13 protein-coding genes are annotated in these 15,797 nt (G+C 69.5%); all 13 read left to right on the top strand.

Features of this window, described 5'->3' with window-relative positions:
- Position 1 precedes the first annotated feature (1 nt).
- On the top strand, positions 2–1,009 hold the full coding sequence (locus tag GOARA_RS13175; protein WP_007322889.1) for a hypothetical protein: 1,008 nt from the start codon (positions 2–4) through the stop codon (positions 1,007–1,009).
- Positions 1,009–2,343 (top strand): methyltransferase family protein, encoded by a 1,335-nt coding sequence (locus tag GOARA_RS13170; protein WP_007322888.1) that lies wholly within the window; start codon positions 1,009–1,011, stop codon positions 2,341–2,343. Before GOARA_RS13175 ends, GOARA_RS13170 begins: the two co-directional genes overlap by 1 nt.
- Before the next feature lie 14 nt (positions 2,344–2,357).
- Positions 2,358–3,395 (top strand): N-acetyl-gamma-glutamyl-phosphate reductase, encoded by a 1,038-nt coding sequence (gene argC, locus GOARA_RS13165; protein WP_007322887.1) that lies wholly within the window; start codon positions 2,358–2,360, stop codon positions 3,393–3,395.
- Between the two features lie 26 nt (positions 3,396–3,421).
- On the top strand, positions 3,422–4,618 hold the full coding sequence (gene argJ / locus GOARA_RS13160; protein WP_040523315.1) for a bifunctional glutamate N-acetyltransferase/amino-acid acetyltransferase ArgJ: 1,197 nt from the start codon (positions 3,422–3,424) through the stop codon (positions 4,616–4,618).
- The gene (gene argB / locus GOARA_RS13155; protein WP_007322885.1) at positions 4,615–5,514 is read left to right on the top strand and encodes an acetylglutamate kinase; all 900 of its coding nucleotides are present in this window, start codon (positions 4,615–4,617) and stop codon (positions 5,512–5,514) included. The genes argJ and argB overlap by 4 nt, the downstream gene beginning before the upstream one ends.
- On the top strand, positions 5,514–6,716 hold the full coding sequence (locus tag GOARA_RS13150) for an acetylornithine transaminase (protein ID WP_007322884.1): 1,203 nt from the start codon (positions 5,514–5,516) through the stop codon (positions 6,714–6,716). The genes argB and GOARA_RS13150 overlap by 1 nt, the downstream gene beginning before the upstream one ends.
- Positions 6,713–7,636 carry an ornithine carbamoyltransferase gene (gene argF, locus GOARA_RS13145; protein ID WP_007322883.1) on the top strand — a complete coding sequence of 308 codons (924 nt, stop codon included), beginning with the start codon at positions 6,713–6,715 and terminating at the stop codon, positions 7,634–7,636. Before GOARA_RS13150 ends, argF begins: the two co-directional genes overlap by 4 nt.
- 11 nt (positions 7,637–7,647) lie before the next feature.
- Positions 7,648–8,151, top strand: coding sequence for an arginine repressor (locus GOARA_RS13140; protein ID WP_007322882.1), 504 nt, complete (start codon positions 7,648–7,650; stop codon positions 8,149–8,151).
- Positions 8,152–8,271: 120 nt separating this feature from the next.
- Positions 8,272–9,471, top strand: coding sequence for an argininosuccinate synthase (locus GOARA_RS13135; RefSeq protein WP_007322881.1), 1,200 nt, complete (start codon positions 8,272–8,274; stop codon positions 9,469–9,471).
- A 38-nt stretch (positions 9,472–9,509) separates the two neighbouring features.
- Complete coding sequence (gene argH / locus GOARA_RS13130; protein WP_007322880.1) at positions 9,510–10,937, top strand: argininosuccinate lyase; 1,428 nt, start codon at positions 9,510–9,512, stop codon at positions 10,935–10,937.
- A gap of 71 nt (positions 10,938–11,008) precedes the next feature.
- Entirely contained in the window at positions 11,009–13,981 is a 2,973-nt protein-coding gene (locus GOARA_RS13125) for an AMP-binding protein (protein WP_040523241.1), read from the top strand.
- Positions 13,982–14,038: 57 nt separating this feature from the next.
- A complete protein-coding gene (locus GOARA_RS13120) occupies positions 14,039–14,260 on the top strand; it encodes a Trm112 family protein (protein ID WP_040523239.1) in 222 nt (73 codons plus the stop codon).
- Positions 14,257–15,534, top strand: coding sequence for a tyrosine--tRNA ligase (tyrS, locus tag GOARA_RS13115; protein WP_007322877.1), 1,278 nt, complete (start codon positions 14,257–14,259; stop codon positions 15,532–15,534). Before GOARA_RS13120 ends, tyrS begins: the two co-directional genes overlap by 4 nt.
- Positions 15,535–15,797: the final 263 nt, after the last annotated feature.

Here is a 15,797-nt window from a genome sequence, read left to right as displayed (position 1 = left end):
GATGACGAGCACGCCGCCGCCATCGGGGGAGATTCCGGAGAACAAGCCGTATCGGCCGTCCGGTCCGCAGTGGCTGGCGGTGGGATTCCTTCTCGCGTTTGGCACCGGATTCCTGATCTACCACGCGCTGAAGGACAACGGGCTGCACCAGTCGGCGGCGCTGTACGTCGGGATACCGGTGGTTCTCGCCGTGATCCTCGTCCTGACCGCGCCCTCCGAGCGGGCCACCGGCACCGCCATGAAGGTCACGACCATTCTGTTGCTGCTGTCGATACCGGTGCTCGGCGAAGGCGCGTGCTGTGTGCTGATGGCGGCGCCGATCTTCTACCTGTTCGTCTACCTCGCCGCGGCCGGCTTCGACAATGTGCGTCGGCGCGGTGGCGACGATCGGCCGACGGCGTTCGCCCTCGTCGTTCCCGCACTTCTCCTGCTGATGGCGCTGGAGGGGACGATGCCGATGCTGACCTCGCGGGCCGATGAGGCCTCGACGGCGACGCGCATCGTCGACCTGCCGTCTTCGGAGGTCGCGGCCGCGCTCGCTCGGCCGCTGAAGCTCGATGTGCGGCGCACCGGGATCCTCGCGATCGGGTTCCCGACGCCCCTGCGCGACAGTGGCGGGCTGACGGTCGGCGCAACGCGCACCATCGAGTTCGACGGCGCACACCACCGCAGCGGTCCCACGGCCCAGCACCACTGGGGGACTGCGGCGTCGGCGCTGGTCCTGCGCGTGGAGAACGTGACCCCCGATTCGGTCACCTTCGTCCCCGTCGGCGACACCACCCCGATTGCGTCGTGGCTGCGATGGGAGCGCATCGACGTCAGCTGGCGAGCGGTGGATCGCGACCGCAGCGAGATCCGCTGGCAACTGCACTACACGCGCTTGCTCTCACCGGCCTGGTACTTCGGGCCGATCGAGCGGATCGTCACGACGCGGACCGCCGACTATCTGATTCGTGCGGTCGACATCGACGGCGCCGGGATGCCCCACCAGCACGGCCACACGGACTGATGCCCGAGATCGACGCCGAAGCGCTGCGGCCGCTGCTCCTCTTGGTGCCGACCGTCGTCGCCGGTGGCTTGTGGATCGCGGTGACCGACCCGGTGCGCCGCGGTGCGGCGACGCTCGCCCTGCTGTGGAACCTGGTCGGACTGACGGCGGTGAACGCGGCGGCGCTCGCCGTGGGCTGGTGGGGATTCGGCGATCCGGGCCCGGCGATCGTCGGCGTCCCGATCGACCTGCTCGTCGCGTGGGCACTCCTGTGGTCAGTCATCCCGGTGCTGGCCGCCAAGTGGATTCCGATCGCCTACCTCGTCGTGGGGCTGGTCCTGCTGGACCTCTACGCCATGCCGGCACTCGAACCCGTCGTCGGATTGCGCGGCGACTGGTGGTGGGGCGAAGCGGTGGCCGTCGCCGCCTGTCTGGTCCCCGGCGTGGTCCTCGCCGACTTGACGGTGCGGCGAAAGCACCTGCCGGTACGCGTCGCGTTGCAAGTCGTCCTGTTCACCGCGGTGCTGTTCGTAGCCGTCCCCGTCCTCGCTCGTGCCGCGGCGGAGCACGGGCCACTCGTGGATCGCATGACGGGGTGGGATCCGAGCGTCGGCGGGTTCCTGGATGCCGTGACCATTCAACTAGCCGGCGTCGTCGCCATCGTCGCATTGGCCGCCGTGGTGGAGTTCTACCGTGCGGGCGGCACGCCGTGGCCGTGGGATCCGCCGACCCGACTGGTCGCCGCGGGACCCTACGCGTACGTGGCGAACCCGATGCAGCTCGCCGGAACGGTGCTGGTCGTGGCGATCGCCGTCGTGCTGTCCATGCCGATCCTGCTCGTCGCGGCGGCCGTGGTCGCGTCGTTCTCGGCGGGTCTGGCCGCCTGGGTCGAGAACGATGCGCTCGCCGTCCGATTCGGAGCGCAGTGGTCGGACTACCGCAAGAGCGTGCGCGCCTGGGTGCCGCGATGGCGCCCGATCGCGAGCGCCGAACCCGCACGGGCCTATCTCGCCCGCGGCTGCGACCCGTGCAGCGAGCTGGCCGCATGGATCGTCAAGCGGAATCCCGTCGGGTTGCTGGTCGAAGATGCCGAGAACTACCGTGCCGACGCGACAGGCGAACTATGGCGAATGCGGTATGAGAGAGCCGACGGCCTCCGATTGGACGGCATCAGGGCGCTCGGTGCCGTCCTCGTCCACCTGAATCTGGCGTGGGCGATCGCCGGATGGGTGGTCGCGACGCCGGGAATCTCGCACGTCTTGCAGATTCTGGTCGACGCCTGCGGCGGCGGACCGCGCCGCGTGGTGCGCGACGACCGCCCGGGGAACCGGGTTAAGAATAGACTTGCGCCGTAGTGCATAATAATTCTATGACGATTTCCGTGGCCGTCGCCGGTGCCTCCGGGTACGCGGGCGGCGAGATCCTGCGCCTGCTGCTCGGGCATCCCCGCGTCCAGTCGGGGGAGGTGACCATCGGTGCGCTCACCGCGGGCGGAAACGCCGGCTCACCGCTCGGCGTTCACCACCCCAACCTGCTTCCCCTGGCGCAGCGCGTTCTCCAGGAGACGACCCCCGAGGTTCTCGCCGGACACGACGTCGTCTTCCTCGGCCTGCCGCACGGCACGTCGGCCACGATCGCCGACGCGCTGCCGCCGACGACGCTGATCATCGACTGCGGGGCCGACTTCCGGCTCACCGACGCCCACGAATGGGAGACCTACTACGGCGGCGAGCACGCGGGGACCTGGCCTTACGGCTTGCCGGAACTTCCCGGCAACCGGGAGAAGCTCGAGTCGGCGAGCCGGATCGCCGTCCCCGGCTGCTACCCGACGGTGTCCATCCTCTCGCTGCTGCCCGCGCTGACCAACGGCCTCGTCGACCCGCATGTCACGGTCGTCGCGGTCAGCGGGTCGTCCGGCGCCGGCCGGTCGCTGAAGGTGGACCTCCTCGCGTCCGAAGTCATCGGATCGGCCCGGGCATACGGCGTCGGCGGTGCCCACCGGCACACCCCGGAGATCACCCAGGCGTTGTCGGAGGCGGCGGATTCGCCGGTCTCGGTCTCGTTCACCCCGGTCCTCGCGCCCATGTCGCGGGGGATCCTCGCCACCTGTACCGCGCGCACCGCCGCCAGCGAGTCGGAAATCCGCTCGGCATACGAGAAGGCCTATGCCGACGAACCCTTCGTCCACCTGCTGCCCGAGGGCCAGCTGCCGGCGACCTCGTCGGTGATCGGATCGAACGCCGTCCAGATCTCCGTCTCGGTCGACGACCGGGCGGGCACCCTCGTCGCGGTGGGGGCGGTTGACAACCTGACCAAGGGCACCGGGGGAGCTGCCGTGCAGTCGATGAACCTCGCCCTCGGATTCGCCGAGACCGAGGGGCTGACGACCGTGGGAGTGGCACCGTGACCGCATCGACGAACGACCACGAAGCGGTGCACCGGCTGCTGCGCACGCAGGGCGTGACCGCGCCACTCGGATTCCGGGCCGCCGGGATTCCCGCCGGGATCAAGGCGAACGGGAACTTCGATCTCGCCCTCGTGTTCAACGAGGGCCCCGAATACGCCGCCGCCGGCGTGTTCACGGCCAACAAGGTGAAGGCCGCGCCCGTCCTGTGGAGCGAGAAGGTGCTGGAGAGTCGGCGGCTGCGGGCCGTCATTCTGAACTCCGGCGGCGCCAACGCCTGCACCGGACCGGAGGGCTTCGCCGACACGCACCGGACGGCCGAAGCCGTGGCGGAGGCACTGTCGAACTGGGGCACGGAGACCGGCGCGATCGAGGTCGCGGTGTGCTCGACCGGGCTCATCGGTGACCGGCTCCCGATGGACAAGCTGTTGCCGGGTGTCACCGAGATCGTCCACGAGATGGCCGGCGGGCTTTCCGGCGGCACTGACGCCGCCTACGCGATCATGACGACCGACACCGTGCCGAAGCAGGCCGCGGTGCACCATCGGGACGGCTGGAACGTCGGCGGGATGGCCAAGGGCGCCGGCATGCTCGCCCCCGCGCTCGCGACCATGCTCGTGGTCCTGACGACCGATGCCCTGGTGAGCGCCGACCAATTGGACCTCGCGTTGCGGCGGGCGACGGCGCGCACGTTCGACCGCCTCGACGTCGATGGCGCCACCTCGACCAATGACACCGTCTTGCTGTTGTCGTCGGGCGCGAGTCAGATCGTCGTCGACCAGGAGGATCTCGACGCCGCCGTGTTCGCGGCCTGCGACGATCTGGCAGCGCAGCTGATGGCCGACGCGGAGGGCGTCACCAAGCGGGTGATCGTCGAGGTCGTCGGCGCGACCAGTGAAGAACAGGCCCTCGTCGGCGCCCGGACCGTGGCCCGGGACTCGCTGGTGAAGACGGCGCTCTTCGGCTCCGACCCCAACTGGGGGCGCATCATGGCGGCGATCGGCATCGCGCCGATCGACCTGGATCCGGACAAGATCGCGGTCTCCTTCAACGGCAGCGAAGTCTGCCGCGACGGCGTGGGGGTGCCCGGCGCGCGCGAAGTCGACCTCTCCGGCGAGGACATCCACCTCGTCGTCGACCTCGGACTCGGCGACGGCGCGGCATCGATCCGCACCACGGATCTCTCGCATGCGTACGTCGAAGAGAACTCGGCGTACTCGTCATGAGCGCCGCATTCGAACGGGCCCGGCTCCTCGCCGAATCGCTGCCCGCGCTGCAGGAGCTGCACGGCGCGGTCGTCGTCGTGAAGTACGGCGGCAACGCCATGGTCGACGAGAACCTGAAGTCGGCTTTCGCCGATGACATGGTCCTGCTGCGGGCTTGCGGCATCCATCCCGTCGTCGTCCACGGCGGCGGCCCGCAGATCTCGGCCATGCTGTCGCGCGTCGGGCTCGAAGGCGAGTTCCGGGGCGGCTTCCGGGTGACCACGCCGGAGGTGATGGACATCGTCCGCATGGTGCTCTTCGGCCAGGTCGGCCGCGAGCTGGTCGGGCTGATCAACTCCCACGGCCCCTACGCGGTCGGCATCACCGGCGAGGACGCGCACCTGTTCACCGCCACCCGGCGGACCGTCGTGGTCGACGGCGAGGAGACCGACATCGGACTCGTCGGCGACATCACCTCGGTGAACACGTCGGCGGTCGACGACCTGATCGGCGCCGGACGGATCCCCGTCGTGTCCACCATCGCACCCGACCGCGACGGCGTCGCCCACAACATCAACGCCGATACCGCGGCCGGCGCACTGGCGGAGGCCCTCGGCGCGGCGCGCCTCGTGATGCTCACCGACGTGCCCGGGCTGTACACGGACTGGCCCGACCGGTCCTCGCTGACCTCGCATATCGGCGCGGCCGCCTTGGAGCAGCTGTTGCCGTCGCTGGACTCGGGGATGATCCCGAAGATGGAGGCCTGCCTGCGTGCGGTGCGGGGCGGGGTGGCCGCGGCGCACGTCATCGACGGCCGTGAACCGCATTCCGTGCTGGCCCGCCTGCTGACCCCCGGCGACGACGAGTCGCTGGGCACGACCGTCGACGACCGGTCGACTATCACCGAGGAGTCCTGATGACCGCGCAAACGGACAGCACCGCCGCCTGGCAGGAGCGGTGGTCGTCGTCGATGATGAACAACTACGGCACTCCCGCGGTGGCCTTGACCAGGGGCGAGGGCGCGACGGTCACCGATGCCGACGGCCGCGAATACCTCGACCTGCTCGGCGGCATCGCGGTGAACGCGCTCGGCCACGGCCACCCGGCCATCGCCGCCGCCGTCACCGAGCAGATGGCGACGCTGGGCCACGTATCGAACCTGTACATCGCACCGCCGGCGGTCGAATTGGCCGAGAAGCTGCTCGACAAGTTCGGCGTCGACGGGGCGCGCGCCTTCTTCTGCAACTCGGGCACCGAGGCCAACGAGGCAGCGTTCAAACTCGCCCGGCTGACCGGACGCGGTGAGATCGTCGCGGCCGAGAAAGCATTCCACGGCCGGACCATGGGTGCGCTCGCGATGACCGGCCAACCGGCCAAGCGCGCCCCCTTCGACCCGATGCCGCCCGGCGTCCGCTTCGTCCCCTACGGCGACGCCGAAGCGCTCGACGCGGCCGTCGGCGAGAACACGGCGGCGGTGATCCTGGAGCCGATCCTGGGGGAGAGCGGCGTCATCGTCCCCCCGGCCGACTACCTCGCGCACGCTCGGCGGATCACCGCCGAGCGCGGTGCGCTGCTCGTCTTCGACGAAGTGCAGACGGGCATTGCCCGGACCGGTGTGTTCTTCGCCCACCAGGCGGCCGGCGTCGTACCCGACGTGATGACCCTGGCCAAAGGGCTCGGCGGGGGGTTCCCGATCGGGGCGGTGCTCGCCGGGCCTCGCGCGGCGGATCTGTTCAAGCCGGGACTGCACGGCACGACGTTCGGCGGGAACCCGATGAGCGTCGCCGCGGCGCTGGCGGTGCTGGCGACGATCGACCGGGACGGCCTGGTCGACCACACCGCGGCCGTGGGCAAGACATTGGCTTCCGGAATCGAGGCGCTCGGGCACCCGCTGATCGACCACGTCCGTGGTGCGGGCCTCCTGCTAGGCGTCGTGCTGCGCGCCGACATCGCCAAGCAGACCGAGGCCGCCGCCCGCGCCGCCGGATTCCTGATCAACGCCCCCGACACCGACGTGTTGCGCCTCGCCCCGCCGCTGATCCTCACCGACGCCCAGGCGCAGACGTTCGTCGAGGCGCTGCCGGGGATTCTCGACGCCGCAAAGGAAGGAGAATCATGACTCGCCACTTTCTGCGCGACGACGACCTCAGCCCCGACGAGCAGGCGCAGGTGCTCGCGCTAGCGGCCGAACTCAAGGCGGATCCGTTCGCCCGGCGCCCGCTCGCCGGACCGCGCGGAGTCGCGGTGCTCTTCGACAAGAACTCGACGCGCACGCGGTTCTCCTTCGACGTCGGCATCGCCCAACTGGGCGGGCACGCCGTCGTCGTCGAAACCGGCTCGACGCAAATGGGCCGCGACGAGACACTCGCCGACACCGCGCGCGTGCTTTCTCGGTTCGTCGACGCGATCGTGTGGCGGACGTTCGGCCAAGAGCGTCTCGACGAACTGGCGGAATTCTCGTCGGTGCCGGTCGTCAACGCGCTGTCGGACAGCTTCCATCCGTGTCAGGTGCTCGCCGATCTCCAGACGATCATCGAGCACAAGGGCCGCGCGGCCGGTCTGACGATGACGTATCTCGGGGACGGCGCGAACAACATGGCGCATTCGCTGATGCTCGGGGGAGTGACCGCGGGCATGCACGTGCGCGTCAGCGGCCCCGACGGTTTCACCCCCGACGAGGCGGTGATCACCGCGACCGCCGAGCGCGCGGAACTCACCGGCGGTTCCGTCGCGGTGATCGGCGATCCGGTCGAGGCCGTGACCGGCGCGGATGTGCTGGTCACCGATACGTGGGTGTCGATGGGGCAGGAGGACGACGGGAAGGACCGCACCGCGCCGTTCCGCCCGTACCAGATCAACGACGCGTTGCTCGCCCGCGCCGCCGACGGTGCGATCGTGCTGCACTGCCTGCCCGCACACCGCGGCGACGAGATCACCGACGAAGTGATGGACGGCCCGGCCAGCGTCGTCTTCGACGAGGCGGAGAACCGGTTGCACGCGCAGAAGGCGCTGCTCGTCTGGCTGCTGGCGAACCAATGAGCGCCGAGCCCGTGAACGATCGGTCCCGGAGTTCCGACGCGCGCACCACGACGCGGGCGGGCCGGCACGCGCGCATCGTCGAGATCCTCTCGAACCGCGCTGTCGGATCGCAGACCGAGTTGGCCGCGTTGCTCGCCGACGAGGGCGTCGACGTCACGCAGGCGACGCTGTCGCGCGATCTAGAGGAACTGGGTGCGGTCAAGCTGCGCGGTGCCGACGGCGGGCCGTCGGCCTACGTCGTGCCCGAGGACGGTTCGCCGGTGCGAGGCGTCGTCGGCGGAACCGACCGTCTGGCCCGCCTGCTCGGCGAAATGCTGGTGGACACCGACGCGTCCGGACCGCTCGCCGTCCTGCGCACGCCACCCGGCGCGGCCGGATACCTCGCCAGCGCCCTGGACCGGGCCAGCCTGCCACAGGTGGCCGGCACGATCGCCGGCGACGACACCATCTTCGTACTCGCCCGTGAGCCGATGACCGGCGCTGAGCTGGCACAACACCTGGAGAATCTGGTGTAGAACCCCACTGGACCACCGCTGCCGACCAGGCAGCACAATAGAACCCGAGAAAACCGACCGGGCCGACGCCCACAGCGTGTCGTCCGCCGGTCAACGAAATGCGACGAGGAGCAAAATCCCATGGCCGAGCGCGTCATCCTGGCATATTCCGGAGGTCTCGACACCTCCGTGGCGATCAGCTGGATCGGCAAGGAAACCGGTAAGGAGGTCGTCGCGGTCGCGATCGACCTGGGCCAGGGCGGCGAGGACATGGAGGTGGTGCGTCAGCGCGCCATCGACTGCGGCGCCGTCGAGGCGGTGGTGGTCGACGCCCGCGACGAGTTCGCCGACGAGTACTGCCTGCCCACCATCAGCGCGAACGCGCTCTACATGGACCGCTACCCGCTGGTGTCGGCGATCAGCCGGCCGCTGATCGTCAAGCACCTCGTGACCGCGGCGCGCGACCACGGCGGCACCGTCGTCGCGCACGGCTGCACCGGCAAGGGCAACGACCAGGTGCGCTTCGAGGTCGGATTCAACACGCTCGCGCCCGAGCTGGAGGTGCTGGCCCCGGTGCGCGACTACGCGTGGACCCGGGAGAAGGCGATCGCCTTCGCCGAGGAGAACGCGATTCCGATCAACGTCACCAAGCGTTCGCCGTTCTCCATCGACCAGAACGTGTGGGGGCGCGCCGTGGAGACCGGGTTCCTCGAAGACCTGTGGAACGCGCCGACCAAGGACGTCTACGACTACACCGAGGACCCGACGGTCAACTTCAACGCTCCCGACGAGCTCATCCTCACCTTCGACAAGGGCCGCCCGACGGCCATCGACGGCAAGCCGGTGTCGGTCCTGCAGGCCATCGAGGAACTCAACCGGCGCGCCGGTGCGCAGGGCGTCGGCCGGCTCGACGTCGTCGAGGACCGCCTCGTCGGCATCAAGAGCCGCGAGATCTACGAGGCGCCGGGCGCGATGGTGCTGATCACGGCGCACGAGGAACTCGAGCACGTGACGCTGGAGCGCGAACTGGGCCGCTACAAGCGCCACGTCGACCAGAAGTGGGCCGAGCTGGTGTACGACGGCCTCTGGTACTCGCCGCTCAAGGGTGCGCTGGACACCTTCGTCGACCACACCCAAGAGCACGTGTCCGGCGATATCCGCCTGGTCCTGCACGCCGGCTCGATCATCGTTAACGGTCGTCGCTCCGCGGAGTCGCTGTACGACTTCAACCTGGCGACCTACGACGAGGGCGACACCTTCGACCAGTCCAACGCCAAGGGCTTCGTCCAGTTGCACGGCTTGTCGTCGAAGATCGCGGCCAAGCGGGACCTCGGTCTGTAGTCGACTGGGCACCCGCGAGGCGAACGAGGGAGAACACGGTGAGTTCGGACAAGGACACGGCGACCAATACCGGCGCCCTGTGGGGCGGCCGGTTCGCCGACGGGCCGGCCGCTGCCATGGCGGCACTCAGCAAATCCACCCAGTTCGACTGGGTGCTGGCCCCGTTCGACATCGAAGCCTCCAAGGCGCACGCGCGGGTGCTCGCACGGGCCGGGCTGCTCACCGGTGAGGACCTCGACGCGATGCTCGCCGGACTCGACCGGCTGGCCGCCGACGTCGCCGACGGCACTTTCGGGCCCGCCGACTCCGACGAAGACGTGCACGGCGCGCTCGAACGCGGCCTGATCGAGCGGGTCGGCGCGGAGCTGGGCGGTCGGCTGCGCGCCGGGCGCTCGCGCAACGACCAGGTGGCCACGCTGTTCCGGATGTGGCTGCGGGCCGCCTTCGGCCGAGTCGCCGCCGGCGTTCTCGACGTCGCCCAGGCCCTGACCGACCAGGCGGCGGCCCACCCCGATGTGGTGATGCCGGGCAAGACCCACCTGCAGGCCGCGCAGCCGGTGTTGCTGAGCCACCAGTTGCTGGCCCATGTGCACCCGCTTCTGCGCGACCTGGAACGCCTCGCCGATGCCGACCGGCGCACCGCGGTGTCGCCGTACGGGTCCGGCGCCCTCGCCGGATCCTCGCTGGGGCTCGATCCGGCGGCCATCGCGGCCGACCTCGGATTCGACGGGCCGATGGCCAATTCGATCGACGCCACCTCGTCGCGGGACTTCGCCGCGGAGGCGGCCTGGGTCTTCGCGATGATCGCCGTCGACCTGTCGCGGCTGGCCGAAGAGGTCATCGCCTGGAGCACGCCCGAGTTCGGCTACGTGACGCTCGCCGACGCGTGGTCGACCGGCAGCTCGATCATGCCGCAGAAGAAGAACCCCGACGTCGCCGAGCTGACTCGCGGCAAGAGCGGCCGGCTCATCGGCAACGTCACCGGGTTGCTCGCAACCCTCAAGGCGCAGCCCCTCGCCTACAACCGTGACCTGCAGGAGGACAAGGAGCCGGTCTTCGACTCGGTGGCTCAGCTGGAGATGCTGCTGCCCGCGATCGCGGGAATGGTGGGGACACTCACCTTTCACGCCGACCGGATGGCGGAGCTGGCCCCGGCGGGTTTCACCCTTGCCACCGATATCGCCGAATGGCTGGTCCGCCGCGGCGTTCCGTTCCGCGTCGCGCACGAGGCCGCGGGTGCCTGCGTGCGCGCGGCGGAAGAAGCCGGAACCGGACTCGCCGAACTCGACGACGCGACGTTCGCCGCCATCGACCCGGCGCTCACCGGTGAGGTTCGCGAAGTCCTCACCGTGCGCGGATCGATCGAGTCGCGCGACGCCCACGGCGGCACCGCGTCCTCGGCGGTCGCCAGACAGCTCGACGATGCGCGGGCCGGACTTGAGGCCCACCGGCACCGCTGGCGATAGGCGATCACCCCAGCGGTAGAGTGACCTGGATCACGATCGACACCAACATTGACGACACTTACAGGAGAGTGATGGTGGAGCTGCCGAAGGGGATTGGCGGAGCCGTCAACCGGGTTCTGGCGACCGCGCAGAACGGGCTTGAGGTCCTTCGCTTCGGCGGGCTGGAGACGGGAACGCAGCCCGCGCCCTACCAGGTCGTCGAGACCGAGAGGATGTTCCGGCTGCGCCGCTACTTCCCCGACGACCCGGGCACCGGACCGCATGTCATCCTCGTCCACCCGATGATGGTGTCGGCGAACATCTACGACGTGACCGAGGAGAAGGGCGCGGTATCGGTCCTGCACAGCCACGGCATCACGCCCTGGGTTGTGGACTTCGGTTCGCCGGACCGCGAAGAGGGCGGCATGGAACGCACCCTCGCCGATCACATCGTCGCCCTGTCGCGCATCGTCGACATCGTGCGCGAAAGCACCGGGGGTGACGTGCACCTCGCCGGCTACTCCCAGGGCGGGATGTTCGTCTACCAGTGCGCGGCGTTCCGCCGATCCGAGGGGATCGCCAGTGTCATCACCTTCGGCTCTCCGGTCGACGTGCTCGCCGCGCTGCCGCTGGGCCTGCCCGCCGGTCTCGTCGCGCCGGGAGCGGAGTTGCTGGCCGACAAGGTCTTTCCGCACATCTCGATTCCCGGCTGGCTGGCGCGCACCGGTTTCCAGCTGCTCGATCCGGTCAAGACCGCGCGCAGCCGCCTGGACTTCCTGCGCCAGCTGCACGATCGCGACGCGCTGCTGCCGCGCGAGGACCAGCGGCGCTTCCTCGAGGCCGAGGGATGGGTCGCGTGGTCGGGGCCGGCGGTGGCCGAGTTGCTGCGTCAATTCGTCTCGCACAACCGCATGATGTCGGGCGGGTTCGTGATCAAGGGCGACCTGGTGACGCTCGCCGAGATCACCTGCCCGGTCCTGGCGTTCGTCGGTACGGCCGACGACATCGGGCAGCCGGCGGCCGTGCGCGGCATCCTGCGCGCCGCCCCCAAGGCCGAGGTGTTCGAATCGCGGTTGCCGGTCGGCCACTTCGGACTGGTCGTCGGGTCGGTATCGGGTGCCCACACGTGGCCGACGACGGCCGAGTGGATCCGGTGGCGCGCCGGCCTCGGCGGCAAGCCCGACGAGATCGAACCCATGCACGACGCGCCGGCCGGGCCCGGCTCCGGGGTGACCCTGACCTCGCGGGTGCAGCACGGCCTGAACGCGGTCGCCGACGCCGGTGTGGCCGCCGGCCGCGAAATCGTCGATTCGGCGGTCTCGGTACAGCGCACGTCGCGGGCGATCGCCGCCGAGTCGGTGCGCACGGTTCCGCGCCTGTTCCGCCTCGGCCAGATCCAGCCGAGCACCCGGATCTCACTGGGCAAGCTGATGTCGGAGAACAACCGGCGCGCCCGGCACAAGGAACTGTTCCTGTTCGAGAACCGGGTCCTGACCCATGAACAGGTCAACACCCGCATCGACAACGTGGTGGCCGGTCTGATCTCCTGCGGGGTGCGACCCGGACAGCGCGTCGGCGTGCTGATGGATACCCGGCCCAGTGCGCTGGTCGTCGTCGCCGCCCTGTCGCGGCTGGGGGCCGTCGGCGTGCTGCTGACGACCGACCTGGGCATCGCCGAAGGCATCAAGCTGACCGAAGCGCGCGTCGTGATCACCGACCCGAACCACCTCGACGTCGCGCGGGAGCACTCGAACCGAGTGCTGGTCCTCGGCGGCGGCGACACCAGGGCGATCGACGCGGCCGACGGCGAAACCGTCGTCGACATGGAGCAGATCGATCCCGACGCCGTCGAGCTGCCCAGCTGGTACCGACCCGATCCGGGGCTGGCGGGCGACCTCGCCTTCATTCTGTTCACCCGCGGCGCCACCTTTGAGATGGTGCCCTGGCCGGTGACCAACCACCGCTTCGCGCTCGCGGCGTTCGGCGCGGCGTCGGCAGCCGGCCTCTCCAGCAACGACACGGTCTACTGCCTGCCGCCGCTGAGTCACCCGTCGGGCCTGCTGACGACCCTCGGCGCGACCCTGGTCGGGCGCTCGCGCATCGCGCTGTCCAACGGGGTCGACCACGAGACGTTCAGCACCGAGGTCCACCGCTACGGCATCACGGTGGTCTCCTACACGTGGACGATGATGCGGGAGGTCGTCCGGGCGCCGGGCTTCGAGATCAACCAGCACAACCCGATCCGCCTGTTCATGGGCTCCGGTATGCCCGCCGGGCTGTGGTCCGAGGTACTCGAATCCTTTCCCCGCGCGCACGTCCTGGAGTTCTTCGCCACCGCCGACGGGTCGGCCATTCTGTCCAACGTGTCCGGCGCAAAACTCGGTGCGATGGGCCGGCCGCTGCCCGAGACCTCGGCGGTGAAGATCGCCGCCGTCGACGCCGAGAGCGACACGCTGCGCGTCGGCAACGACGGGTTCATCGAGGAAGCAGGAGTCGACGAGGTCGGTGTGCTGCTCTCGGGCGCCCGGCACCGATTCGCGACGAACGGGCCGGTGTTGCGCGACGTCTTCACCCCCCACGATCGGTGGGAGGTTTCCAACCACCTGTTCCGGACCGACGCCGACGGCGACCTCTGGTACATGGGCGCGATTCCGTCGGTCATCGAATCCAAGGACGGTCCGGTGTACCGGCCGCCGATCGAGCAGGCGCTCTCGCTGGCCCGCGGTGTCGACCTGGTCGGCGTATATCGAGTGCAGGTGGGCGGGGGACTGGACGCCGGCGGCGACGAACTGGCTGTCGCGGCGATCACCGCGCGGGAAGGCAGCGAAGGTTCGATCACGGTCTCGACGCTGCGGGCCGCGCTGGGCGGGTTGCCCGCGGAGGAACGGCCCCATCTGATCCGGCTGGTGGACCGCATCGAGGTGAGCGAGTCCTACCGCGTACTGACCGCTGCCATGGCGGCCGAAGGGGTGCCGAAGCCGGGGGCCCGCGTCTGGTACCGCGATGACGACGGCCGCTACCGCCGCTACACGAAGACGGTGGCGGCCGAGCGCGGGTGGGCGTAGGCGACCGCACACTCGATAGAGTGGCTGGCGTCCCATAGCCGGTCTGCGAGAAAGGCCATCATGTCCCGCGCTGCTGAAATCGATCCGGTCGTCCGCGAACGGCTCGTCTGCCCGACCGACCACGGGCCGCTGCTCGATGCCGGCGACGAGTTGTACAATCCGCGGCTGCGCGTGGCGTACCGCATCGACGCCGACGGGATCCCGGTGATGCTCGCCAGTGAGGCACGTGCCGTCGACGACGCCGAGCATGCGTCGATCACCGGCGGAGCATCCCGGTGACCAAGACCGACATCGTCGACGAGCTGCAGTGGCGGGGCCTGATCGCGGCGTCGACCGACCTCGACGAGCTGCGTGAACACCTCGCCGCCGGATCGGTGACCCTCTACGCGGGCTTCGATCCCACAGCGGCGAGCCTGCATGCCGGACACCTCGTCCCGCTGCTGACGCTGCGCCGATTCCAGGAGGCGGGGCATCGCCCCGTCGTCTTGGCCGGCGGGGCCACCGGCCTCATCGGCGACCCGCGCGACGTCGGTGAGCGGACGATGAACACCCAGGACACCGTCGCGCAGTGGGCCGATCGCATCGGCGATCAATTGCGCCGGTTCGTGCGGATGGACTCCACGCCGGAGGCGGCGATCGTCGTCAACAACATGGAGTGGACCGGCGAGCTGACCGCCCTGGACTTCCTCCGCGACATCGGCAAGCACTTCTCCGTGAACGTGATGCTGGCCCGTGAAACTGTGAAGCGTCGCCTGGAGAGCGACGGCATCAGCTACACCGAGTTCAGCTATCTGCTGCTGCAGTCCAACGACTTCGTCGAGCTCAACCGCCGCCACGGGTGCACACTGCAGATCGGCGGTTCCGATCAGTGGGGCAACATCATCGGGGGTGTCGACCTGGCTCGCCGTCTCGACGGCACATCGTTGCACGCGCTGACGGTGCCCTTGGTGACGTCGTCGGACGGAAAGAAGTTCGGCAAGTCCACCGGCGGCGGGAGCCTGTGGCTCGATCCGGAGCTCACCCCGCCCTACGCCTGGTACCAGTACTTCGTGAACACCGCCGACGCCGACGTCATCCGCTACCTCAAGTGGTTCACCTTCCTGGGCAAGGAGGAGATCGCCGAACTCGAGGCGGTGACGCGGGAGAAGCCGCACCTGCGGCTGGCGCAGAAGCGCCTCGCCGCCGAGATGACGACGATGATCCACGGTGAGGCGCAGACCGAGGCGGTGCAGCAGGCGAGCGCTGCCCTGTTCGGCCGTGCCGAACTCGCCGGCCTCGACGAGCCCACGGTGGCGGCGGCGCTGGGGGAGACGTCGGTGGCCGACTACCCGCCGGGCACGCGTCCGACGATCGTGGAACTCCTCGTCGACAGCGGTCTGGCGGAGTCCAACAAAGCGGCCCGGCGGACGATCGGCGAGGGCGGTGCGTACGTCAACAACACCAAGATCGACGACGACGGCTGGACGCCGGGCGACGAGGATCTGCTGCACGGGCGCTGGCTGGTGCTGAGGCGGGGGAAGAAGACCTTCGCCGGTGCGCGTTTCGGCGAGTGAAGAAAGGTCTCTGACCAGCCGATTTGACCCGCGCATCGCACGTGTGTAACTTTCATATCGCGCCGCAGCGAGCAACAGTCCTCAAGCCGCCGAACAGCGATTTGAAGAGTGTCACCGCGCCTGGTAAAGTCGGTAATCCGAGTCGCTGAGACCGGTACCGGCAACGGGAAACGGATCAAGCGGCGCAAACCCCGAGAACGAGGTCGTAGTCATTGACTGCGCCCTGGGGAAGCTTCGTGAAACGAGCCGAGAGGCTACGCCGC

The organism is Gordonia araii NBRC 100433, assembly GCF_000241265.1.
In the GTDB taxonomy this organism is placed as follows: domain Bacteria; phylum Actinomycetota; class Actinomycetes; order Mycobacteriales; family Mycobacteriaceae; genus Gordonia; species Gordonia araii.
The sequence above is the reverse complement of the archived record's forward strand: the minus strand, read 5'-3'. Positions and strand labels throughout refer to the sequence as shown.

Bases quoted from the DNA above. Each gene is read 5' to 3' on its own strand.
- argB (WP_007322885.1), top strand. From the start codon at position 4,615: ATGAGCGCCGCATTCGAACGGGCCCGGCTCCTCGCCGAATCGCTGCCC.
- GOARA_RS13170 (WP_007322888.1), top strand. From the start codon at position 1,009: ATGCCCGAGATCGACGCCGAAGCGCTGCGGCCGCTGCTCCTCTTGGTG.
- GOARA_RS13135 (WP_007322881.1), top strand. From the start codon at position 8,272: ATGGCCGAGCGCGTCATCCTGGCATATTCCGGAGGTCTCGACACCTCC.
- GOARA_RS13175 (WP_007322889.1), top strand. From the start codon at position 2: ATGACGAGCACGCCGCCGCCATCGGGGGAGATTCCGGAGAACAAGCCG.
- argF (WP_007322883.1), top strand. From the start codon at position 6,713: ATGACTCGCCACTTTCTGCGCGACGACGACCTCAGCCCCGACGAGCAG.
- argC (WP_007322887.1), top strand. From the start codon at position 2,358: ATGACGATTTCCGTGGCCGTCGCCGGTGCCTCCGGGTACGCGGGCGGC.
- GOARA_RS13125 (WP_040523241.1), top strand. From the start codon at position 11,009: ATGGTGGAGCTGCCGAAGGGGATTGGCGGAGCCGTCAACCGGGTTCTG.
- GOARA_RS13150 (WP_007322884.1), top strand. From the start codon at position 5,514: ATGACCGCGCAAACGGACAGCACCGCCGCCTGGCAGGAGCGGTGGTCG.